The sequence below is a fragment of the Curtobacterium sp. S6 genome (genome assembly GCF_000710345.2).
In the GTDB taxonomy this organism is placed as follows: Bacteria; Actinomycetota; Actinomycetes; order Actinomycetales; family Micrococcaceae; genus Rothia.
In genome coordinates this window covers 128,563-151,461 of record NZ_JHEL01000010.1, presented here as the reverse complement: position 1 = coordinate 151,461, position 22,899 = coordinate 128,563, and the positions used below count along the sequence as shown (strand labels likewise).

Sequence of the window (22,899 nt, the reverse complement as noted above, 5' to 3'; positions counted from 1 at the left end):
TCATCTCGGTCCGCGGGCCTGCGCCCGATCGAGAAATTCTCGGGCCGCCGCGGAGACCCGTTCTCGCAGGGTCTCCGCGGCCGAAAGATCCGTGGGGGTCGCGTAGACGCCGGTGGGAACAACATCCGCGTGCAGGAACGTGAACAACGGCCGCATCGCGTAGTCCAGCACCATGGATTGGCGGGCGGAACCGCCCGTCGCGCCCAGCATCAGGGGCGTCCCGGTCAGGTCGTCCGTCGAGACCAGGTCCCAGAAAGATTTGAACAGTCCTGAATAGCTGGCCTGGAACGTGGGGGAGACCGTGATGATGCCGTCCGCGCCCTGCACCTCGGCCAGGAGCGCCTCGAGCTCGCCCTCGGGATATCCGTTGGAGATGAAGTCGGCGATCTCGTAGCAATACTGGCTGAGGTGGTGCGTCCGGATCGAAACGTCCACCCCGCGGTGGGAACCTTCGGCCTTGACGGCGTCCTTGAACCGATCCGCGAGTTGCGCCGAAGACGAGTGAAGGGCCAGTCCGCCGGTGATGATCGAGACGTTCATGGTGCTCATGGGGTCCTCCTCGCGGCGGGAAAGCGGGCGAGGCGCAGAGGGCGCGGCCTCACCCGCGGGTCATCCCCAGCATATGCAGAAGGGATGCCCGGCCGGATCCGCGAAGACATGAAATCCGTGGCGAACATCGGGATCGGGGGCCATGCGCAGGGGCTTCGCCCCGAGGTCTCGGACCTCGGCGACGGCGGCCCCCACGTCGTCGCGCGCCACGGAGAGGTCGTAGTGCATCTGTTGGCCTTGCTCCTGGTCTCCCTCCGGCGGCCACACGGGGACGCGGTGATCGGGGGCGTGCTGGACGGCCACGACGACCTCGCCGTCGACCAGCACGTCACGCCAGGTGCCCGGATCGTAATTCTCGACGTTGTCGACGGTTCCGACGAGCACGGCCGCCCAGAACGACGCTTCGGCATCGATATCGGGGGCGTCGAAGACGACATATTTCCGGAGGATTCTCATGGCTTCTCCTGTTGGGGCGGGTGCTCGGAAGGATCCTGGGACCCCGGAACCGAGACCTCGCCGCGGATTCATGATTTAATCAGATATTTGAATGGTAGGTCACACAACCACGTGACGTGCCAGACATTCGCACCATCTACGAGGGGACTCTCGTCATGAGCAGTCAAACCGCCCCGGCGGAGACCAGATCACCGGAGCTCAAACAGGTCATCGGCCCGAAACTGCTGCTATTGCTGATCGTCGGCGACATCATTGGAGCCGGAATCTTCGCGATTACCGGTCCGGTCTCCGCGCAGGTCGGCGGCCTCGCCTGGCTCCCGTTCCTGATCGCATTCGTCGTCGCGACCTTCACCGCGTTCTCTTACCTGGAGCTGGTGACGAAATACCCGCAGGCCGCGGGGGCGGCCCTGTACATCCACAAGGCCTTCGGCGTTCACTTCGTGACGTTCATCGTGGCCTTTGCCGTGGCGTGTTCGGGCATTACGAGCGCGGCGACCTCGTCGACCCTCGTCGGAAAGAACCTGCTGATCGGCTTCGGGGAGTTCATCCCCGGGCTTCCGTCCGGACCGACGGCCTCGATGTTCATGGCCATCGCGATCATCGTGATCCTGGGGCTCATTAACCTCCGCGGCATCGGCGAGAGCGTCAAGTTCAACGTGCTTCTGACCCTGGTGACGATCCTGGTCATGGGCATCATCATCGCCATCGGCTTCGCCGCGATCCTCAGCGGACACGGGGACCTGGGACGCATCGTCATCTTCGAAAACCACAGCGATCGCAACATGTTCGCGGCCGTCACGATGGCGACGTCGATCGCGTTCTTCGCGATGGTGGGCTTCGAGGATTCCGTCAACCTGGTCGAGGAGTGCAAAAACCCGAAGAAGGATATGCCCCGCATCATGCTCACGGGGCTCGGGATCTGCGTGCTGATCTACGTGCTGGTGGCCATCACGGTGACCGTGGTGATCCCGCCCGGAGACATCGCCAACCCGAAGAATCCCGATGCCGGCGTGCTGCTCGACGTCGTGCGCGTGGGCGCCCCCGGCATCCCGATCGACCTGATCTTCCCCTTCCTGACCGTGTTCGCCGTGGTCAACACCGCCCTGATCAACATGCTGATGGCCAGCCGTCTCATGTACGGGCTCGCCAAACAGCACGTCCTGCCGAAGCCGTTGGCCACGGTCCTGCCGAAGCGGCGGACGCCGTGGGTCGCCATCGTGTTCAGCACCTTACTTGCGATCGGCCTGATCGTGTTCGTGAACGTGAGCGGGGCCAAGAGCATCGTGAGCGCCCTCGGCGGAACGACGGCCCTCCTGCTGCTGTGCGTGTTCGCCGTCGTGAACGTGTCCGTGCTGATCCTTCGGCGCGACAAGACTCCCGCGGGCGCCTTCCGCGCCCCGACGGTCCTGCCCGTGTTGGGGGTCCTGACCTGCCTCTTCCTGGCCGGGCCGTGGGCCCGATCCGCCGAGGACCTGATCCAGTACCAGATCGCCGGGGCCCTGCTGGTCATCGGCATCGTTCTGGGAGTGGTGAATTGGTTCTTCGTGCATCGCGGAGGCCAGAAGGTCGAGGCCTTCGACGACATCGAGAACCTCGAGGACTAACCCCGGGAGGCGGTGGCCCGCGAGGGCTTCTGAGGCGGGGCGAGAACGATCCATCGGGTCGTTCCCGCCCCGCCTGATTCATATCGAGCCCTCCGCGCGAGGCGCGTTCGGTTGAGGTGCGGGCTGGGCGACGACGATCAGATTGTCCTGATACTGGAAGAGGCCGGGCGAGACCCCGGGGGTCTCCGGGCCCGCGCAGGTCACCAGGTACAGCCGCGGCGGCCCGGCCCGGTCCGTCAGCTCCGGGTGATCGGGTAATTCTCGCTGCGGAACGATGTAGAGGTCGGTGACCAGATACGCGTGCGGTTTCCCGGCGGGATCGGTGGCCGTGATCCGGGAGCACTCCCGGATGCGGTGGAGCTTGCCCCACGGCGAAAGCCGGCCGTCCGGGTAATTGACGTGCCCGGCCAGGAGCGTGGCCCCGGCCTCGGAGCCGATGGGCCCGGTGGCGTCGTCCCACACGCCGTCCGGGGCATCGACGAGCGGAATGACGCCGTCCTGCCTCACCGTGGTGGAACGCACGACCGACTCGGCGTGGATCGACGGTGCCCGCCAGGAGGACGCGCGCGGCGGGGAGGTCTCCTGGTCGTGGGGGACCGTTGCGGCGTCGCAGGTCGCGTGGCGAAATTGCCGGGCCGGTCGTGGGGCGTACTGACCGCCGGAGGTGAGATCGATCGAGGTCATGGTCTCGCCGCGGGCGAGGAGGTCGTGCCCCTCGTCGGAGCGCAGGCGTTGGGCCGCGAGCAACGTGGGATCGTTCAGGTAGAAGCGCCAGCTTCCCGCGGCATCCCGGGCCGCCAGCAGCGTCAGAAGCAGCAGAATGGCCCCCGCGACGAGGGACGTCGCGCCCGCGATGCGGCGAAACCTGTCCCTCCTTCGTGTCCTCATGAGCGGCCGCCTGCGCGATGGCGTCCCCTGTAGAGGCCGGCACCGGCCAGCAGCGCCGATGTTCCGACCGCCCCGGCCACCCAGGGGGAAGCCACCGGGAGCCCGGTCGCGCCGGTGTGGGCGGTTCGCCCGACCGGGGGCCGGGCCGGGGACGGTGCCGGCGACGAGGGCAGAGGGGAGGGGACCGGGCCGGGTACTTCGGGGGCGTGGCTCTCGGGTGGTGAGGGGGTGGCCGCGTCGGGGGCCGGGGTATGGGTCGTGACCGCATTGGACGGCAGCCAGTACCCGTCGAGGGACTCGGTCATGACGTTCTCGACGTCTCCGGCGGCGGTGCGGGTCATCGGGATTCGGGCGACCCATCCCTGGTCGGCGTCCTTGTTCTCGGGAAGATTGATGAGGTCGAGGAATTCCTGCCGAGCCGCGACCGTCAGGGAGCCTTGGGCCTCATCGACGGTGGTCGCGAAAAATCCGGTGATGTCGGAGCCGGCATCGAGCCTGGCCCCGTTGGCCAGGGTCAGCGGGAATCGCGTCGTGACGGTGACGGGTCCGGTCAGGGAATCGTGTCCCTCGTCGAAATCGTCCGCAACGGTCCACTCGGAGGTCTCCGAGGCGACGTGGGCGGGCCGGGTCGAGGATTCCAGCTCGTACGAGAACCGGGAATTCATGGCGATGACGGTGTCATCGAGCCTCTCGTGGCCCGCCGAGTCGGCGACGGCGTGTTTGTGCGGGGCACGGGCGCGGAGCGGATTGACGACCGTCTCCGTGGGGGTGCGCGTCTCGTCGACGATCTGCCACGCGGCGTTCTTGACCTCGCCGTCGGAATTGTCCGTCACCTCGTACGGAATCTCGACGAGAAACCGCCCGCCAAGCTGCGGCACCAGACTTTGGGCCCCCGACCGCGCCATGACGGACAGGCCGTCGGACCCGTGATCGGTCACGGTGAACTGGTCGGTGACCTCCCGCGCCCCGGCCGCGGCGAGGCCGGCGAGTTCCCGCGGTGACGAGGCGTCCGCGGTGGGCGGGATGTCCATGACCCGCACGCGATCCGCCAGGATGCGTCCGTGAGCGTCGTCGTAGTGGTCGATCAGCCCGAGTCGCGAGACGGGTGTGACGGTCCGGTCCAGCTCCGATGCGTCAAGGACCAGGAGGTACGTCAACGTCTCGCCCACGGTGGTGGCGCGGCCGTCGGCGGGCGAGGCCTGGGCCCCTGCGGTGGCGAATTTATGGGGGTGGAGCGACGGCTCGGGATAGGAGTGGGGATCGGTGTAGTCCATGTCCTCGTTGACGATCGCGAAACCGATGTCGGTTTCTTCATCCGAGACGCCGTCATCCAGCGCGGTTTGCTCTACGTGGAGCGTGTACTCCGTGGCGGCCGGAAGGGACCGCGGGGACGTTGCCTCGGCCCGGACCTGGAGCACTTTTCGGTCCTTGAAGACCGCCTCCTCGATGCGCACGCGGAACTCGTCCGTGACGTCAACATCGCCCGACGTCACGTGCACGGCGGCGGGGTCAACCGAGACGGGAAAACGACCGTCCTCGGTCGCGAGGATGTTGTCGCCCAGGACAAAAGCGTCCAGAGGCCGGAACCCGGTCCCTTGGGTCACCGCATGATGGGTCTTCTGACCGGGGAGAACGAATCCGCCCTCGCCCTCGGCGACCTTGCGCGTGGGGCGGAAGGGAGTCTCGAGCCGGTGGTAATGCACGGTGGTGTGCACGGGCTCCGGGGGATCCGGGATGTTCTTCTCGGGTTCGCTGGGCGGCGTGGGGGCGATCGGTGCCTGCGCCGTGGGGGCCACTGTGTCGGCGGAGAGCATCACGTGGTTGTACGTGGCGGTGACGCTGCCGACGTCCTCGGGCTCGTGCCCCGGGGATCCGCCCGAGGTGCCCACCCAGAAGGAGGAACCGTTGTGGGCCAGAAACGTCACGCCGAGCCGGCGCATGATGTCGGGCTCGGTGTCCCCGATGTCCCTCGACTGACCCGAGCCGTGGGGCAGCATGAACGCCCGGACCGAGCCGTTGCCGCCGGTCCCGTAGACCTCTTGGGATCGGCGGGCGATCTCGGAGACCGGATTCAGAAAAGTCGCGATCACGCCGCGATCCGCCTCGGCGTACTCGCCCTGGGCGAATTCATAGCGGGAGGCCTCCGAGGTGTACTGCCCGTTGAGGGAACCGAAGGAGACGTAATACCGGTCGGAATACGGCGAGCCGTCGTCCGCGTAGGTGTACGTGAGCGTCTGTTTGGCCGCGGTCACGTTGTAGAGGGCGATGTTGTCGGAGAAGTTGGAGAACACCTCGATCAAGGGTGGCCCCGGGTTGATCGCGGACACCACCACGTCCGAGACGCGCAACTGAGCGTTGAGGGCGCGACCGGTGGCCTTGTCGACGGCGACGTTGCGATAGAACGCCGTGAAGGATGACCCGTTGCCGGGGTGAACGTGGGTCACTGAGTCCGAGTTGTAGTTGTTGTGCGCGTCGTAGGTATTGGTTTGGCCAGGTTCGTTGTCTATCCCCTCCACGCGGACCAGGCCGTTACGGTCCGGGGAGATCGTGAACGGTTGTTCGTACACGAGCCGTTCCGGCGTGAGGGCCGCGTCGGGGTCGGCGTGCGTTATTTGCTCGTCCACGAGGCGCTCGTAGTCGGCGCGCGACCGAAGATATTCCTGGCGCCGAGATTCATAGTTGGCGCGGTCGCGGCGGTATTGCTCCATGGCGGAGTCGTAGGCGGACTGGGCCACATCGCGACGGCGTTCCCACTCCGCGTGCTCCTGCCGATAGCGATCGGTGAGGGCCTGAAGGTCCGCGGCCTGGCGCGCGATGGACGCCGAGAGCCTCGCTCGGGCCGCCCCGACGGCCCCCGCCGGAACGGACTCCGGGGGATCCTGGCGGCTCTCGACGCTGATCCCGGCCTCCTCGGCTCGGTGGACGGCGTTCTCCAGGGCCGAGTGATCGAGCGGGACCTGCTCGGTGAGTCCGGCGGCCTCCTGCGCGGAGTGCACGCGCGGAACCTCGGTCTCGACCGCCGCCGCGGCACCCGTTCCGAGGAGGGCCGAGATCATGAGACCGCTGAACGTGGTGGCACCCAGGGGCAACGGACGAGAGATACCGCGCGACCGACGCGGCGGGGCACAGAGGGACATGACGAGATTCCTTTCCGTCGCAGGGCGGAAGCCCCGATGCTGTTGGCGATGCGCACAGGCTAGATCGGAAATTCCGCGTCGACGCCGCGGCGAGGCAACTGTGGATGAAGCCCGGATCGCGCGGCCCGACCGTGGGGCCTCGCGCCGTCGATCCCCGTTCCGAGGCGCCACAGACCGCGGGTCATACAGGGGATGGGGACTGACATCGAGACGGGTGACACGATATGTTGACCTGACGCTGGCCATCCCGGGTGCCGTCGACGGTGACGGAGCCGTCATCGATGGGAGCCACGACCGAAAGGTGCTGAGTCGTCATGCTGAACCCCGGAAAGAATCGCACGTGGACGAGCCGGCTGCGCGGGCCGGCCCTTGCGGCCGTCGCCTTGCTCTTCCTGGCGTCCTGCTCCTCCGGGCAATCCGGTGCGGGGACCGCTTCATCGTCCTCGTCGACGGCCCCGTCGGCTGGTCCCTCGGCGTCATCGTCGGAGGCCGAGGGGGAGCACGCGGAAGCGGTCGTCGAGCGCGACGAACCCCACGTTTCCCGCGTCCAATACCCCGTCCAGGGGGAGGGGGATCCGGAACAGAACTGGGGCGACCTTTATCTTCCGGCCGGAAAACACGAGCCCAAGACCGTTCCCCTGGTGGTGCTGATCCACGGCGGTGCGTGGAAGGGCGGAACGGGCGCGGAAGACTTCAGCGATTACGCGGAAGCGCTCGTCGACCGTGGCATGGCCGTCTACAACGTCGAATATCGCCGGGTCGGCACGGGCGGGGGATGGCCCACGACCTTCACCGACGTGGCGGCGGCCATGGACCACGTGCCCCAGATGAGCAAGGAACACCCGGAGTTCACGACCGACGACGAAACCGTGGTGGGACACAGCGCCGGCGCCCAGCTGGCCATGTGGGCCGGAACCCGCGACTCGAAGGAGGAACACGAGCTGGGAGCACACCCGAAATTCGTTCCCACCCGCGTCGTCTCGCTCGCCGGACCCTTGGACATGACCTTTGCGGCCGACCACGGCGATACGGCCATCGTCGATGCCCTGGGCGGCATGCCCGCTCAACGGCCGGATCGGTACAGCGACGTGGACCCGATCCAGAACATCGATACGACGGTTCCGGTGGTGGCCATCCACGGAACCAGCGACACGGTGGTCTCACCCGAGAACTCCCGGCGCTACATCGACGCCGTCCAGCAGGCCGGAGGCCGGGGGAAACTTTCACTGATGGACGGCGACACTCACGGGTCGATCATTCAGGCCGAGAGCGCGCACTTCGAGGAAATTCTGGGCATCATCACCCGCGTGACGAATAAGCCCGTGGATGCGGTGGGAGAAACGAAGTCCGCCTGATTTCCCGGGCTACCGCATGATGGCCGCGAGCTGGCGGTCGGTCAGGTCGCGATCCGCGTAGACCACCCGTACGGCCTCGGGGTCGGGATTGCCCGCATCCGGCCCCCGAAACCGCTGCGTGAGCCCGGTCTTCCGCGCGACCGCGGCCGACGCGGCGTTGTGCTCGAGAAGGTAAGCCACCACGGGAACCTCCGGGCGGAGTTGCCGGGCGCGCTGGACGGCTCGGGCGGAGAGCTCCGAGGCGAATCCGTGGCCCTGAGCCTCGGGTGCAAAGCGGTAGCCCAGATTCCAGAAGCCGCCGTCCCTCAACGCGCACCCCCCGTGGCCGACCATCCGCCCGGCGTGGTGCGCGACCCACGCGCCCAGCCCGGAGGCCCACGAGGATTCCCAGATGCTCAGCTGCTCGAGGGTCTGCTCGAAGGTCTCGAACCGGCCCGAGGGCAGGTGACGCCACGTCCGCTCGTCCGAGTACAGGCGATGAAGATCCTCCGTGTCGAGCCCGGTCGGCTTGTACAGCTCGAGCCTTTCCGTGCGGTCTTCGGGAACGCGGGAGACGGCTGGCGAGGGCCCGTGAGAAGTGGTCATGTGGCGAGCATTTCATGCCCGCCGCTCTGGGCCCAGGGGTATCGGGCTCGGGAGGCCTTTGGGAGGGTCGACGCAACACGGCGGGCGTGACCTTAAAAAGGCGGGATTCTCCGGGCCAGGCGGCGCGGGTGGTCATGAATTCCGCCACGTAGACGAACATCAGGTAAACGCGTGGTGTACCGTGGTGGGGATTAAGTTAATCACTGCAGAATTCAGACAGGAAGCTTCGGGCGGGTGCGATCGGGCACGAAAGGCTCGGAATCGTGAGGTAGAAGCATGTCCAGCCGGACCAAGCACGGGATCAAGCGCGCCAGCATCATCCTGGGAACCGTCGTGGTGTACCTGCTGATCTGGGCCGGACTCACCTTCCTGATCGCCGCGCTCGGCATCCGCCATTTCTGGGGCAAGATCTCCGTGTCGCAGATGCTGACCAACCTCGTGTCGGTGCAGACCGACGGCGGCGGTGGGGCCCTCGTGTGGATGGGTATCGGCTTCGTGGGCGTTCTGCCCATCGTCCTGACCATCGGCATCGCGCTTTTCCGTCGCTACCTTCGCCGCAGGCGTGCCCGGCGGGACACCGAATCGCGGCCGCGGCGCTCGCCGTGGATCGGTCGTTCGGTCTCCGCGGTCATGGTTCTGGCCCTGACCATCGGCGGCACGTCGTCGTTCGCGACGACGGTCGGCATGGGTGACTACATCCGCTCGGCCAGTTCCCCCTATGACATGGCCGATTACTACAAGGATCCGAAGGTCACCGGGGATTCACACAAGAACAACATCGTGACCATTTACCTGGAATCCGGGGAACAGACCCTCGCGGACGATCAGCTGTTCGAGAAGAACGCCTTCGAGTCTCTGCAGCAGGCCACTCCGGAGTCCGAGGGATGGCAGAGCGTGGACTCCCTGCAGCAGTACAACGGCGGCGGCTGGACCATGGCCGGGCTGACCTCGACGCAGTGCGGCGTCCCCCTCAAGGGATCCAGCTCGGTGCTCAGCAGCGCGGGCTCCTCCGACTCCGACGGGCAGGGGGCCAACTACCTGGGTGGTTTGAACTGCGTCGGCGACGTCCTCGGCAAGCACGGGTACAAGAACGCATTCCTCGGCGGCGCCAACGGTTCGTTCGCCGGCAAGGACAAATTCCTCGGCGGGCACGGCTACACCGAGGAAAAGGACCTCTCGACCTGGCGCAACATGGGCGAGCCCGAGAAGAATTTCCGGAGCGACTGGGGCCTGAGCGACCAGCGACTCATGGAGCACGCCAAGGAAGAGATCGACCAGCTGCACGCCGAGTCGGAAAAGACCGGCCAGCCGTTCAACCTGTCGATGCTGACCTTGGATACCCACGAGCCCGTCCACGTCTACGACTACTGCAACGTGGACACCAAGTCCGACGTCACCTCGGTCTACGCCTGCTCGATGCAACAGGTCGCCGGCTACGTGGACTACATGAAGGAGAAGGGCTACCTCGACGACACCGCGGTGGTCATCATGGGTGATCACCTCAAGCACATGAGCGCGGGCGACGCCTTCCACGAGGAGCTCGACAATAACCCGAACCGTTCGATCTTCAACCGGGTATGGGTCCCGGGGGATAAGAACAGCGCTCCGTTGCGCCCGCGGGTTGATCAGCTGAACATGTTCCCGACCCTCTTGGAGGCCGCGGGCCTGGAGCTCGAGAACCACGAGGCCGGACTCGGCGTTTCGGCGTTCTCGCCGACGGTTCCGGAAGGCTCGGCCCAGAGCCTCTCGCCCGATGCCTACTCCGGGCTGCTGGATTCGCTGTCCAGCAAGTTCTACGCCCGAGCCTGGTCGGGGACGAAGCCCGAGGACTGACGGTCGCGCCGTCCGCGTGATTGCTCACATTTGTAGTAAACCCCTTGAACTCAGTGACCATTGTGGCAAGGTGTGGTGAGGAATTCCCACGTGCGACCGTGGAGCCGTGACGGAGAGCGAACGGGAGAGAGCGTGGGCGACCCAGCAAATCGTGGACACTCCGGGGTCCACGCAAAGTCCATCTGCGTGATGGCCCTCTTGGTTCTCGTGACCTCGTGCTCTCTGAATAAACCCGAGGAAAACAGCAAGCCGCTGGCGGTGAACGATTCGACCATCGCCGCGTTCGAGCAGAATGTCTCCCAACGCCCCATGTCGAGCATTCAGCGGGTGGGGTATCCGGTGCAGGGCGTGGGGGATCCCGCCCAGAATTGGGGCGACCTCTACCTCCCGGCCGGAACCCACAAGGCGCAGTCCGTGCCCATGGTGGTCCTCATCCACGGTGGCGGCTGGCGGAACTCCGTGGGCGCCGGAGACTTTGCCTATTACGCCCAGGCCCTCGCGGATCGAGGTGTCGCGGTGTACAACATCGAATATCGGCGCGTCGGCTCGGGCGGTGGCTGGCCCACGACGTTCACCGACGTCGCCTCGGCCCTCGACCACGTGCCCCAGATCGCCCAAGACCACCCCGAATTGCGGCCGGATGCCCAGGTGGTGGGGCACAGCGCGGGGGCCCAATTGGCCCTGTGGGCGGGGACCCGCGAGATGCATCGCAACGATCCCTTGACCCCTGACCCCAAATTCCGGCCATCGCGGATCGTCGCCCTTTCGGGGCCCTTGGATATGCATTTTGCGGCGGGAACCGGCGACCAAGGCTTGGTCAACGTCATCGGTGGCCAACCGGCGATCCTGGCCAAGCGCTACTCCAACGTCGACCCGATCCAGAATTTGGATCCCAAGATCCCGGTCGTGGCGGTCCACGGAACAGCGGACAAGACCGTCTCCTACCTGAACTCTCAGCGCTACATCCAGGCCCTTCACCGAGCCGGCGGCGCGGGTACGCTCCGGCTGTTGCCCGGGGATAACCACGGCAGCCTGATCCGGCCCGGCACCCCGAACTACGATTCCGTTCTGGACCTGATCGCCAGCGGGCCGGTCGTGCCCGGCGCGGGCTAGGACGACGTCGCCCTCCGGAAGGGCACGGGCCGCGGGGACGGCCGCTGGGCCTTGGCCGGCACGGGCATGCGAAAACCGTCCCCCGGCGCGTGCACCACGCGCCGGGGGACGGCGACCAACAAGCCTTCGGGTTTTCCCTCTAGCCCTTGAGCTCCGAGACGAGCCTCGCGACGTGCCCCTCGGCGTCCACGCGGTACTCCGCGTGCGCCAGGGTTCCGTCAGGGTCGACGACGAACGTCGACCGCAGGGGACCCTCGGAGGTCTCCCCGTTGATGGTGCGTTCTCCCCACGCGCCCCAGGCCTTCGCGGCGGCGTGATCGGGATCGGAGAGCAGGGTGTAGGGCAGGCTGTATTCTTCGGCGAATGCGGCCAGGTCTTGGGTGCTGTCCCCCGAGACCCCGTAGACGTCGTAGCCTTGGCCGGTCAGCGCCGCGAGGTTGTCGCGGAAGTCGCAGGCTTCGCTCGTGCACCCTGGGGTGAAGGCCTTGGGGAAGAAGTACACCACGGCGCTGCGTTCGCGGGGCGCCGCGAGGTCGAAGGCTTTGCCGTCGTGTGCGGTCAGGGTCAGTTCCGGGGCTTTCTGCCCGGTGGTGAGTTCGTATGACATGAATTCTCCTGTCGTTGCTGTGGTGTCATGGTCTGCGGTCGTGGCGGGCCGCGGTGGTCTCAGGCGGCGCCGCGGTTGAGCAGGCGACCGGTGGGCGTCTCGTAGTCCACCAGCCTGCCGCCGACGAAGGTCTTGCGGATCTTTCCGGCGAGAACCTTGCCCTGATAGGGCGTGATGGGGTTCTTGTGGTTGAGTTTGGTCGCGTCGACCACGTAGCTTTCGTCGGCCGCGAAGATCGCGAAGTCGGCGTCGTAGCCCAGGGAGATCCTGCCCTTGGAACGCAGGCCTACGCGCTCGGCCGGGCGCCGGGACATCCACTCCAAGACCTTGGCCAGCTCAATACCGCGGCGGCGCGCCTCGGTCCAGATCAGGGAGAGACCCAGCTGGAGGGAGGAAACCCCGCCCCAGGCGACGCCGAAGTCGCCGTTGCCGAGGTCCTTGAGCGCGAGCGTCGAGGGCGAATGGTCCGAGACGATGAAGTCGATGGTTCCGTCGATGAGCCCTTCCCAGAGCTTTTCCCGGTTATCGACCTCGCGCACGGGCGGGCAGCATTTGAAGGCCGTCGCGCCGTTGGGGATCTCCTCGGACAGCAAGGTCAGGTAGTGCGGGCAGGTCTCGACCGTGATGTCCAGGCCGTCACGCTTGGCGGAGGCGATCATCGGCAACGCGTCCGAGGACGAAACGTGCAGGATGTGCGAGCGCGCCCCGGTCCAGCGCGTGCGCTCGATGACCTCGGCGATCGCGATGTTTTCGGCGCCGCGGGGCCGGGACTTCAGGAAACGGTCGTAGACGTCGCCATTGGGGCTCGGGGCCTTGTCGATGGTGCGCGAGTCCTCGGCGTGGACGATCATCAGCGAGTCGAAGGTCTTGGTTTCGGCCATCGCCTCTTCCATCTCGTCGGCTTCGAGGTGGGGGAACTCGTCGACGCCGGAGTGCAGGAGGAAGCATTTGAAGCCGAAGACGCCCTCGTCGTGCAGGGGGCGCAGGTCTTTTTGGTTTCCGGGGATGGCGCCGCCCCAGAAGCCGACGTCGACGAAGACGTGATCTTTGGCGAAGAGCCGCTTGTACTCCAGCGCCGGGGCGTTGACCGTGGCCGGCACGGAGTTCAGGGGCATATCCACGATGGTCGTGACGCCGCCGGCGGCCGCGGCGCGGGTCGCGCTCGCGAAGCCCTCCCACTCGGTTCGGCCGGGCTCGTTGACGTGAACGTGCGTGTCCACGAGGCCTGGGATCAGGGTCTCGTCATCCGCGAGCTCGATGACGCGGGCCGCCTCGAGCCCCGATCCGAGGGGTTCGATCGCGACGATCTTGCCGTCTCGGACGGCGACCTCGCGCGGGGCGAAGTGGTCACCGCAGGAGACCTGCCGGCCGCGGACGACCAGGTCGTAGTGGCCGCGGGGGCGTTCGGGGGAATCGGTCTCGGCGTCCGGCTCGTCCGCCGGGCTCAGGCCGTGCTCGGCCGCGTAGGAGCGGATCAGCTCGCGAATGCGTTCGGGGCTGTTCGCGCGGTTGGCCAGGGCGATTTGCTCGGCGCGGGCCTCGTCGAGGCTCGTGTGCCGACCCTCGGTGACCGAACGTTGGGAATTGTCCTGCGCGATCTCGTGCGGGGAATCCTGGGGTTCGGGTCGGGCGGCCGCGGCCTCGACCTTCTCGCGCACGGTCCTTACCGCCTTCTCGGCGTTTTCCTCGGCGGTCGTGGCCCAGTCCTTGGCGTCCCGCGGGGTGTGCTCCGAGGTGGCTTCGGCGGGCTCCGAGGCGGCACGCCCCTTCTTGCGGCCATTGCCGCGGGGAGCGGTCGACTTATTCTGTGCGTTCATCGTGAAATCCTTCCCTGCCGCCGTTCTAGCGGCGAGAGTGCTCGGTGTCGGCGGCGGCGTGGTCGGTCGCGATCGTGTGGCCGATGCCGCGCAGGAGCCGTGGCGCCTCGCGCATCGAGGTCGTGGGGTCGGGGGCGAGGGCCGTGAGCGTGTGGACCGCCTGGAACCCGGTCTGGTGGAGGACGCTCCCCGGAAGGGTCGTGCGGCCGCACACGGCCACGACGGGCACGTCGTGCGCCTGTCCGACCTTGAGGACGCCGATCGGTGTCTTTCCGCCCAGGCTCTGCTCGTCGAGGCTGCCTTCGCCGGTGATCAAGAGGTCCGCGCCGGCCACCGCGTCGTCGAGGCAGACCAGGTCGAGCACGACGTCGATCCCGGGGCGTCGCTCGGCCCGGAGGACGGCTAGTGCCGCGTATCCCACGCCACCGGCGGCTCCCGCCCCCGGCGCGCCGGCGGCGGTGTGGGCCGGTTCCCCGAGGACGTCGGCGAGCCGGTCCCGAAAGGTGGCCAGGGCGGCGTCGAGGTCCGCGACGTCGTTCTCCGAGGCGCCCTTTTGCGGGCCGAAGACCGACGCGGCCCCGTTCGAGCCGGTCAGGGGGTTGTCGACGTCGGCCGCCAGGACAAAGCGTGCCTCGTCGAGTCGGGGGTGAAGCCCCGAGAGGTCGACGCGGGACAGGCGTGCGAGGGCGGCCCCGCCGTCGGGCAGGTCGTCCCCGTTGGAGTCCAGGAGCCGAGCCCCGAGCCCGGCGAGCATTCCGGCCCCGCCGTCGGTCGAGGCGCTGCCGCCCACGGCCACGACGATCGTGGTGCACCCGGCGTCTAGGGCCGCGGCGATCAGTTCTCCGGTGCCTCGGCTGGTTGCGTCCCGGGCGGCCAAGATCGGCTCGCCGTCTTCACCGTGGGGAAGGGCCGCGAGCCCGGAGGCGAGGGACATCTCGACGACGGCCTCATCGCCGCGGCGGGCCCATGCGGCCGGGACGGGCTCGCCGATGGGCCCGGTCACGGTGAGATCCCTCCATTCGTACCCGGATTCGAGGGCGGCGTCGAGGGTCCCCTCACCGCCGTCGGCGACGGGCAGGATGACCAGATCGGCATCCGGTCGGGCGTCTCGAATTCCCCGCGCCAGCTGATCGGCGGCTTCTCGAGCCGACACCGATCCCTTGAACTTGTCGGGTGCCACCACGATGCGCACCGCTACCTCCCTGAAATCTGTGGTGAGCCGCGGTCTGTGCGGGGCGTGCCCGTGACCGCGGCTCACCGGGTGTTGTGACGATCGAGCGCTAGTCCATGACCGAGATGGCCGTGGGCGCATCCGCGCCGGATTCTGCCAGGTCCTCGAACTCTGTCACATTGTCCAGTTCGGTGCCCATGGAGACGTTGGTGATTTTCTCCAGGATGGCCTCGACCACGACGGGAACCTGATGCTCCTCGGCCAGCGATTTCGCGGTCGCGAAGGCCTCGTTGAGCTTCTCCGGGTCGGTCACGCGGATGGCCTTGCACCCGAGGCCTTCGACGACCTTGAGGTGGTCGACTCCGTAACCCTGCGTCTCGGGGGAGTTGATGTTCTCGAAGGCCAGGGAGACATTCTGTTCCATCTTGAACCCGCGCTGGGCCTGACGGATCAGGCCGAGGTAGGAGTTGTTGACCACCACGTGGACGTACGGGAGGTTGAACTGCGCGCCGACCGCGAGCTCCTCGATCATGAACTGGAAGTCGTAGTCACCGGACAGGGCGACGACGGTCTTCCCCGGCTGTCCCCGAACCACACCGAGGGCGGCGGGGCAGGTCCAGCCGAGCGGGCCCGCCTGGCCGGCGTTGATCCACCGGCGCGGACCGTAGACGTGCATGAACTGGCCGCCGGCGATCTGGGAGAGCCCGATCGTCGAGACGTAGGTGACGTCCTTACCGAAGGCCGAGTTCATCTCCTGGTACACGCGCTGCGGCTTGATCGGGGTCTCGGTGAAGTGGGTCTTGCGCTGCATGCTGGACTTGCGCAGGGCGCACTCCTTGGCCCAGACGCCGTAGTCCGGGACCGAGAACTTCTCGGAACGCTCGCGGGCGACCTCGAGGAGGGCATCCAGCGCATCGCCGGCGTCCGAGGCGATGCCCAGGTCCGGGGAGAACACCCTGCCGATCTGGGTCGGGTCCACGTCGATGTGCACGAACGTGCGGCCCTCGGTGTACTTGTCGATCGATCCCGTGTGGCGATTGGCCCAGCGGTTGCCGATGCCCATCACGAAGTCCGACTCCATGAAGGTCGCGTTGGCGTACCGGTGCGAGATTTGGATGCCGACCATGCCGGCCATGAGTGGGTGGTCGTCGGGCATGGTTCCCCAGCCCATGAGGGTCGGGATCACCGGGACGCTCAGCAGCTCGGCGAGCTCGATGAGCTTGTCGGAGGCGTTGGCGTTGATGATCCCGCCGCCGGCGACGATCACGGGGTGTTCGGCAGCGAAGAGCATGTCCAAGGCCTTCTCGGCCTGCGCGCGGCTCGCCTTCGGCTTGGAGGGCTCGAGCGGCTCGTAGAGATCGATGTCGAATTCGATCTCGGCCTGCTGCACGTCCACGGGAAGATCCAGCAGCACCGGGCCGGGACGACCCGAGCGCATCAGGTAAAACGCCTTCTGGAAGGCGCCGGGGATTTGGCCGGGCTCGAGAACCGTCATGGCCATCTTGGTCACCGGTTCGGCGATCGATGCGATGTCGACGGCCTGGAAGTCCTCCTTGTGGAGTTTCGCGACCGGGGCCTGGCCGGTGATGCAGAGGATCGGGATCGAATCGGCGGAGGCCGAGTAGAGTCCCGTGACCATGTCGGTCCCGGCCGGACCCGAGGTCCCCACGCAGATGCCGATATTGCCCGGCGCGGCACGGGTGTACCCCTCGGCCATGTGCGAGGCACCCTCGACGTGGCGGGCCAGGGTGTGTCGAATGCCGCCGTGGGCGCGCATCGCCGAATAGAGGGGGTTGATCGCGGCGCCGGGCAGGCCGAAGGCCTCGGTCGCGTTCTCTTTCTCGAGGATCGCCACAATGGCGTCCACCGTACGCATCTTGCTCATGATGTTCTCCTTGACGTCTGGTGCGGACCCGCCGAACGGGTCTACTTCTTCTCGCGGCCCGAAAGCTCGTTGGCCAGGGCGAAGAGGCCGGAGTGGTCGAGGCCGCCGTCGCCGCGGGCGACCATCGCCGAGACCAGCTGGGCAACCAGACCGCCGAGGGGAATGGTCACGCCGGCCTCGCGGGCCGCGGCGGTCACGATCCCCATGTCCTTGTTGTGCAGGGCCAAGCGGAATCCGGGATCGAAATTGCGGTCCAGCATCTTCTGGCCCTTCTGATCCAGGACCTTGGAACCGGCCAGGCCGCCGCCCAGGACCGTGAGCGCGGCGTCGGTGTCGACGCCGTAGGCCTCGAGGAACACCACGGCTTCGGCGAGGAGTTCGATGTTGCCGGCCACGATCAGCTGGTTGGCCGCCTTGACGGTCTGGCCGGAGCCGGACGGGCCGACGTGCACGATGGTTTTCCCCACCGCGTTGAGGGTCTCCTGCGCGGCGTCGAAGTCCTCGTCCTCGCCGCCGACCATGATCGACAGCACGCCGTCGATCGCGCCCTGCTCGCCGCCGGAGACCGGGGCGTCCAGTGGACGGAGGCCGGCCTCGCGGGCGGCGGAGGCCAGCTCACCGGCGACGTCGGGGCGGATGGTCGAGGCATCGATCCACAGGGCACCCTGGGACGCGTTGGCGAAGACGCCGTCGTCGCCTTCGACGACGCCCTGGACGTCCGGCGAATCCGGGAGCATCGTGATGATGACCTCGGCGTCCTTGACGGCCTCGGCCACCGAGCCCGCGGCGGTTCCGCCGGCCTGGGCCAGCGCCTGAGCCTTCTCGGGCGAGCGGTTGTAGCCGGTCACGTCGTGTCCGGCGGCGACGAGATTCTTGGCCATGGGCAGACCCATGATTCCCAATCCGATGACTGCAATGGTGGTCATGTCGTTCTCCTGACGAAGTGGTGGGGTGTGTGGTGTTTCGGGTCCGGGTCGGCGACCCGGGGATGCGTTAGGCGCGGCGCTCGCGGGGCAACCAAGCGAAGGGGTCCGCCTGGGAGGCCTTGTATTCCAGGCCGATGACGCCGTCAAAGCCGAGCTCGTAGGAACGATCGATCCATCGTTCGAGGGGGAGCTCCCCGGTTCCGGGCTCGTTGCGTCCCGGGTGATCGGCGATCTGGATGTGGCCGAAGTCCGCGGCGTGGTCCTCGATCACGGACGCGACGTCGTCGCCGTTGGCGGCCAGGTGATAGAAGTCGGCGAGCAGCTTGACGTTGGGGCGATCGACCTTCTCGATGATCGCCAGGGCGTCCGCCGCGGTCTTGAGCGGATAGGCGGGCGTACCGGAGACGGGCTCCAGGAGCACGACGCCGTCGATCGCGGCCACGGCGTCGGCGGCCTTCCGAAGGCTTTCGACGCCCTCCCGGTCCTGGGCGGCCGGGTTCTCGCCGTCCACGCGGTTGCCGTACAGCGCGTTGAACGCCTTGCACCCGGTGGCCCGGGCGATCGCGAGGACGGGGTCGATGTTGGCGCGGAACTCTTCCGCGCGGCCGGGCTGGGAGAGGACGCCGCGTTCACCGCCGGGCATATCGCCGGCGTAGAAATTCAAGCCGGTCAGTTGCACGCCGGCGCGGTCCAGGGCGGCCACGAACTCGTCGATCTCGGCGTCGGTGGGCGTGGGGGTGGGGAAGGGCCACCAGAACTCGGCGCGGGAGAAGCCCGCGTCGGCAACCGCTTGGGGCCGGTCGTTGACGGGCAGGTCTGTCAGCAAGATCGAGGCGTTGACGGTGTAGCTCACGGTGCTCCTCCTGTGGTGGGCTCATCGGAACCCTGGATTTCATAATGCGGAAGCAAACTTCTGTTGTATGAAAACAATAGGTGAGCTTGTGACGTGGGTCAACACGATGAGGCACAATTTCCGGGTTTTCCCGAGGGTTCGGAATGCGTGGAGATCCGGGTCCCACGAGCGCCGGGCACGCACGACGCCGCCGCGGGCGGCAGGAAGCTGCGGCCCACGGCGGCGTGCGGTGGTGCGAGATGATTCCGGGCGAACCCGTCGAGGCGTCAGCGCCCCGCGTGGCCCCCGAGGGTCAGCGGCGCGTGGCGGTTGACGTCCTTGTAGAGCAAATACCGGAAAGGCTTGGCACCCCCGGCGTAGCAGGCCTGCGGGCAGAAGGCCCGCAACCACATGAAGTCGCCCTCCTGGACCTCGACCCAGTCCTCGTTGAGGCGGTAGACGGCCTGCCCTTCGAGCACGTAGAGCCCGTGTTCCATCACGTGCGTCTCGGCGAACGGAATGATGCCGCCGGGTTGGAAGGTCACGATGGTCACGTGCATGTCGTGCCGCATGTCGGCGGGGTCCACGAACCTGCTCGTCGCCCAGCGCCCCTCGGTCCCGGGCATGGGGGTCGGCTCGATCTGCTGGTCGCTCGTGACGAAGGAGTCCGGCCGGTCGATGCCCTCGACGTGCTGGTATCGCTTGCGGACCCACATGAACCGGACGGGTTCCGCGCCGCGCTGGTGCGCGGTCCACCGCTCGCCGGGAGCGATGAAGGCGTATCCGCCGGGTTCGAGCTGGTGGGCGTCGTCGCCGATGGTCAGGCTCAGGCCTCCTTCGAGGACGAAGAGCACGGATTCCGCGAGGGGGTCCTCTTCGGGGCGGTCCGAGCCGCCGCCGGGGGAGACCTCGACCAGGTATTGGGCAAAGGTCTCGGCGAATCCCGTGAGCGGCCGGGCCAGGACCCAGAGGCGCGTGGACTCCCAGAACGGCAACGCCGAGGTCACGATGTCCCGCTGGGTGCCCCGCGGAATGACGGCGTAGGCCTCGCGGAACATCGCGCGGTCGGTCAACAGGTCGGTCTGCGGGGGATGTCCGCCGTGGGTGGCCCAATAGGTGCGTTCGGTCATCGTGCGTCTCCTGTCTGAACGGCCGGAGTCGGCCTGGATGGGGCGGCGGTCCCGGGAATGGCCACTTCGCGGATGGTGTCCGGGGTGAGGCCGGCCGCGCGGATCTCCGCCTCGGTCACGGCGCCGCACAGCATCCCGCGGAGCAGGTAGACCGCCAGGGCGCGGGCCGTGGCCGGCTCGTCGGCGACGTCGGCCGCCTCGATGCCGGGCACCGAGCGACCGGCGTAGGTCACCAACCGGCGCGCGGCGTCGGCGAAGGCATCCCGGTAGAAGCCGTAGGTGGTGATGAATCGCGTGGGTAACTGGTGGGCGTGCAGGTCCCAACCCTGGTAGAAGCCGCGCTCCAGGGAGCGACGGACCAGGCGGGAGTGCAGGGCCCAGCTCTCGCGACGCTGTTCGGCATCGCCCACGGGCAGCTGATTGGTCGAGCCGTCCGATAGCTGCACGCCGGTTCCCGCGACGGCGACCTGCATGATCGACTTCGCGTGGTCAGCGGCCGGGTGTTCCAGGGACTGGAACTTCCCGGCGATCCCGAGGGACGCGGAATAGTCGTAGGTCCCGTAGTGCAGGGAGGTCACCCTGCCCTCGCCGGCTCGCAGCATCGCCGGGATCGGGCTCGTCCCCTCGGAGCCGAGGATCATCGGCGCGGTCTCCATCTGGATTTCGAAGCGCAGGCGGCCGTCGGGCAGACCGAGGGAATCCTCCAGCGCGCGGCAGGCCTCGACCATCACGCGCACCTGGTCCACCGAGGAGACCTTGGGCAACGTGAGGATCAACCCGTCCGGGAGACCGTTCGATCCGACGCCGGCCTCGGCGAGGCCTCCCTCGCGAACCAGGGTCGTCACGAAGATATCCAAGGAGCGCAGCCCGCGGTGGCGTGTCGGGGCCTCGAAGCACTTGAAACGGATTCCGGCAAAGGCCGGGGCGGGGGACGAGCCGCGGTGTCGGTTCACGGCGAAGCGGGCGACCGTGCGCGCGGCCTCGGCCGCCGCGGCGTCCTCTTCCGCGTCGGGGCGATCGCCGTAGCCGTCCTCGAGGTCCAGGCGGAGGTCCTCGATCGGTTCCTCCCGGAGCTTGGCGGCCACGCGCGTGATCAGCTCGTCGCTGTCCTCGGGGGCGACGCCGGCCAGCCCGGCCAGAACCTTCAGCCCGCCGGCCTCTTCGGCCGCCTCCAGCCCGGCGCGGCCCCACTCGGCGGGGGTGTCCTCGCCCACGAGGTCCGCCGGGATATAGCAGGTGTGCACCGGCTGGCGGGTCCCGGAGTCCCCCGGGTACGTCAGGGCCAGCTCGGCATCACAGCCGGCCAGGAGCCGGTCGGCCCGGGCCGTGAAGCCGTCCGGTAGGCTCCTGGCGGCCGTTGCGGTCCGGGTCTGCGCGGCCGACTGGGTCACTGCGCACCTTCCATCTGGGCGTAGGCCGGCAACGTCAGGAAATCGGGGTAGTCGTCGCGCAGGACCATGTCCGAGATGAGGTGACCGGCGGGAACGAACCACTTCTGGAAATTCTCATCGTCGATCTCGTCCCGCAGGACCTCCATCTGGGCGTCCAGCGTCGAGGAGACGAGTTCCCGGGTGGCCGTGTTGCCCGTGTCGGTGTAGACCACGCCGTTCTTGATCTGTTGCCAGACCTGCGAGCGGGAGATCTCCGCGGTGGCGGCGTCCTCCATGAGGTTGTGGATCGCGACGGCGCCGTTGCCGGACAGCCACACGGCGATGTACTTGATGGCCACGTAGAGGTTGTCGGCGAGCTCGGCCTCGGTGCGCTGGTCGCCCGCGGACGGGACGTCCAGGAGCTGGTCGGAGGTCACCCGAACGTCGGGGCGCTGGCGGTCGACCTGGTTGGGCTTGTCGCCCAGGACGCCGTCGAAGACCTCGCCGCACACGGGCACCAGGTCCGGGTGGGCCACCCAGGAGCCGTCGAAGCCGTCGTTGGCCTCGCGGGTCTTGTCGTTACGGACCTTCTCGAAGGCCGCGCGGTTGACCTCCTCGTCCTTGCGGGACGGGATGAACGCGGCCATGCCGCCCATCGCGAAGGCCCCGCGTTTGTGACAGGTCTGCACGAGCAGGTCGGTGTAGGCGCGCATCAGGGGCGCGGTCATCGTGACGGCGGAACGGTCGGCCAGGATGAACTTTTCCCCGGCATCCCGGAAGTACTTGATGATCGAGAACAGGTAATCCCAGCGTCCGGCGTTGAGGCCGGAGGCGTGTTCGCGCAGTTCGTAGAGGATCTCGTCCATCTGGAAGGCCGCCGGGATGGTTTCGATGAGCACCGTCGCGCGGATCGTGCCGTGATCGATGCCCAGGTACTGCTCGGCGAAGGTGAAGACGTCGTTCCAGAGGCGGGCCTCGAGGTGCGATTCCATCTTCGGCAGGTAGTAGTAAGGCCCGTGACCGTTCTCGAGCAGCTGCCGTGCCGTGTGGAAGAAGTGCAGGCCGAAGTCGGTCAGGGAACCCGAGCCGTGCTTGCCGTTGACGGTGATGTTGACCTCCGGCAGGTGCCAGCCTCGGGGGCGCATCACGACGACCGCGCGCGGCGCATCCTCGCGCAGCGCGTAGTGCTTGCCCTCGGGGGAGGTGAAGCTCAGGGTTCCGAGCGCGGCGTCGCGAAGGTTCGCGATCGAATCGATCTGGTTGTACCAGCTCGGGCTCGCGGCGTCTTCCATGTCGGCGAGCCAGACCTTGGCGCCCGAATTCAGGGCGTTGATCGCCATCTTGGCGGGGCTCGCCGGGCCGGTCATCTCGACCCGGCGATCCTGCAGGGCCTCGGGTGCGGGGGCGACCTTCCAGTCACCGTCGCGCACCTCACGGGTCTCGGGCAGGAAGTCCAGGGTCTTCTCGGCCAGGACCTTCTCGCGGGCGGTGACCCGGGCTCCCAGGAGTTCCTCCCTGCGGTCCGCGAACTTCTCGTGCAGGGCCTCGACGAACGCCAGGGCCTCGTCGGTGAGGATCTCCGGTGCGGTCGCCAGGTTGTCCGGTGTGTTGTGCGTGATGGTCATGATTGCCTCCTGGGCT

The 22,899-nt window shown here is 67.5% G+C and carries 18 protein-coding genes; 4 read left to right on the top strand and 14 right to left on the bottom strand.

Translation table 11 applies throughout. The features are described from left to right. Both CURSPS6_RS01745 and CURSPS6_RS01740 read right to left on the bottom strand, forming a co-directional pair. Nucleotides 1–549: a CE1759 family FMN reductase gene (locus CURSPS6_RS01745; RefSeq protein WP_051687512.1), complete on the bottom strand. Its 549-nt coding sequence runs from the start codon at nt 547–549 to the stop codon at nt 1–3. 60 nt (nt 550–609) lie between these two features. After that, complete coding sequence (locus CURSPS6_RS01740; RefSeq protein ID WP_030013649.1) at nt 610–1,005, bottom strand: VOC family protein; 396 nt, start codon at nt 1,003–1,005, stop codon at nt 610–612. A 155-nt stretch (nt 1,006–1,160) separates the two neighbouring features. Between CURSPS6_RS01740 and CURSPS6_RS01735 the strand changes: the two genes are divergently transcribed. Further along, nucleotides 1,161–2,609 (top strand): APC family permease, encoded by a 1,449-nt coding sequence (locus CURSPS6_RS01735; protein WP_030013647.1) that lies wholly within the window; start codon nt 1,161–1,163, stop codon nt 2,607–2,609. A gap of 78 nt (nt 2,610–2,687) precedes the next feature. Here the strand turns inward: CURSPS6_RS01735 and CURSPS6_RS01730 are convergent, their stop codons facing one another. Continuing rightward, nucleotides 2,688–3,497, bottom strand: coding sequence for a class F sortase (locus tag CURSPS6_RS01730; protein ID WP_030013646.1), 810 nt, complete (start codon nt 3,495–3,497; stop codon nt 2,688–2,690). Beyond that, the gene (locus tag CURSPS6_RS01725) at nt 3,494–6,634 is read right to left on the bottom strand and encodes an LPXTG cell wall anchor domain-containing protein (RefSeq protein ID WP_030013645.1); all 3,141 of its coding nucleotides are present in this window, start codon (nt 6,632–6,634) and stop codon (nt 3,494–3,496) included. The genes CURSPS6_RS01730 and CURSPS6_RS01725 overlap by 4 nt, the downstream gene beginning before the upstream one ends. A gap of 314 nt (nt 6,635–6,948) precedes the next feature. On the opposite strand from CURSPS6_RS01725, the gene CURSPS6_RS01720 reads away from it, so the two are divergent. Continuing rightward, the gene (locus tag CURSPS6_RS01720; RefSeq protein WP_051687511.1) at nt 6,949–7,989 is read left to right on the top strand and encodes an alpha/beta hydrolase family protein; all 1,041 of its coding nucleotides are present in this window, start codon (nt 6,949–6,951) and stop codon (nt 7,987–7,989) included. Nucleotides 7,990–7,998: 9 nt separating this feature from the next. On the opposite strand, the gene CURSPS6_RS01715 is transcribed toward CURSPS6_RS01720, so the two are convergent. Continuing rightward, nucleotides 7,999–8,574 (bottom strand): GNAT family N-acetyltransferase, encoded by a 576-nt coding sequence (locus CURSPS6_RS01715; RefSeq protein WP_030013641.1) that lies wholly within the window; start codon nt 8,572–8,574, stop codon nt 7,999–8,001. A 276-nt stretch (nt 8,575–8,850) separates the two neighbouring features. Here CURSPS6_RS01715 and CURSPS6_RS01710 point away from each other — a divergent pair, with 276 nt between their 5' ends. Next, nucleotides 8,851–10,407, top strand: a complete 1,557-nt coding sequence (locus tag CURSPS6_RS01710; RefSeq protein WP_030013640.1) for a sulfatase-like hydrolase/transferase — start codon at nt 8,851–8,853, stop codon at nt 10,405–10,407. A gap of 132 nt (nt 10,408–10,539) precedes the next feature. Next, complete coding sequence (locus tag CURSPS6_RS01705; RefSeq protein ID WP_152978021.1) at nt 10,540–11,520, top strand: alpha/beta hydrolase; 981 nt, start codon at nt 10,540–10,542, stop codon at nt 11,518–11,520. Between the two features lie 139 nt (nt 11,521–11,659). Here CURSPS6_RS01705 and CURSPS6_RS01700 read toward each other — a convergent pair whose 3' ends face one another. The 9 genes from CURSPS6_RS01700 to aceB all read right to left on the bottom strand — a co-directional run bounded on the left by CURSPS6_RS01700 (nt 11,660) and on the right by aceB (nt 22,883). Continuing rightward, nucleotides 11,660–12,127 (bottom strand): peroxiredoxin, encoded by a 468-nt coding sequence (locus CURSPS6_RS01700; RefSeq protein ID WP_030013638.1) that lies wholly within the window; start codon nt 12,125–12,127, stop codon nt 11,660–11,662. A gap of 59 nt (nt 12,128–12,186) precedes the next feature. Further along, nucleotides 12,187–13,575 carry an allantoinase AllB gene (gene allB, locus CURSPS6_RS01695; protein ID WP_051687539.1) on the bottom strand — a complete coding sequence of 463 codons (1,389 nt, stop codon included), beginning with the start codon at nt 13,573–13,575 and terminating at the stop codon, nt 12,187–12,189. Nucleotides 13,576–13,969: 394 nt separating this feature from the next. Continuing rightward, nucleotides 13,970–15,136, bottom strand: coding sequence for a glycerate kinase (locus CURSPS6_RS01690; protein ID WP_030013636.1), 1,167 nt, complete (start codon nt 15,134–15,136; stop codon nt 13,970–13,972). 88 nt (nt 15,137–15,224) lie between these two features. Further along, entirely contained in the window at nt 15,225–17,000 is a 1,776-nt protein-coding gene (gene gcl / locus CURSPS6_RS01685; protein WP_030013635.1) for a glyoxylate carboligase, read from the bottom strand. A 41-nt stretch (nt 17,001–17,041) separates the two neighbouring features. Then, nucleotides 17,042–17,926 (bottom strand): 2-hydroxy-3-oxopropionate reductase, encoded by an 885-nt coding sequence (locus tag CURSPS6_RS01680; protein WP_030013633.1) that lies wholly within the window; start codon nt 17,924–17,926, stop codon nt 17,042–17,044. A gap of 67 nt (nt 17,927–17,993) precedes the next feature. Then, entirely contained in the window at nt 17,994–18,779 is a 786-nt protein-coding gene (locus CURSPS6_RS01675; protein ID WP_030013631.1) for a hydroxypyruvate isomerase family protein, read from the bottom strand. Nucleotides 18,780–19,045: 266 nt separating this feature from the next. Further along, nucleotides 19,046–19,888, bottom strand: a complete 843-nt coding sequence (locus CURSPS6_RS01670) for a bifunctional allantoicase/(S)-ureidoglycine aminohydrolase (RefSeq protein WP_030013630.1) — start codon at nt 19,886–19,888, stop codon at nt 19,046–19,048. Next, entirely contained in the window at nt 19,885–21,279 is a 1,395-nt protein-coding gene (locus tag CURSPS6_RS01665; protein WP_030013629.1) for a DUF6986 family protein, read from the bottom strand. The genes CURSPS6_RS01670 and CURSPS6_RS01665 overlap by 4 nt, the downstream gene beginning before the upstream one ends. After that, entirely contained in the window at nt 21,276–22,883 is a 1,608-nt protein-coding gene (gene aceB, locus CURSPS6_RS01660; RefSeq protein WP_030013627.1) for a malate synthase A, read from the bottom strand. Before aceB ends, CURSPS6_RS01665 begins: the two co-directional genes overlap by 4 nt. Nucleotides 22,884–22,899: the final 16 nt, after the last annotated feature.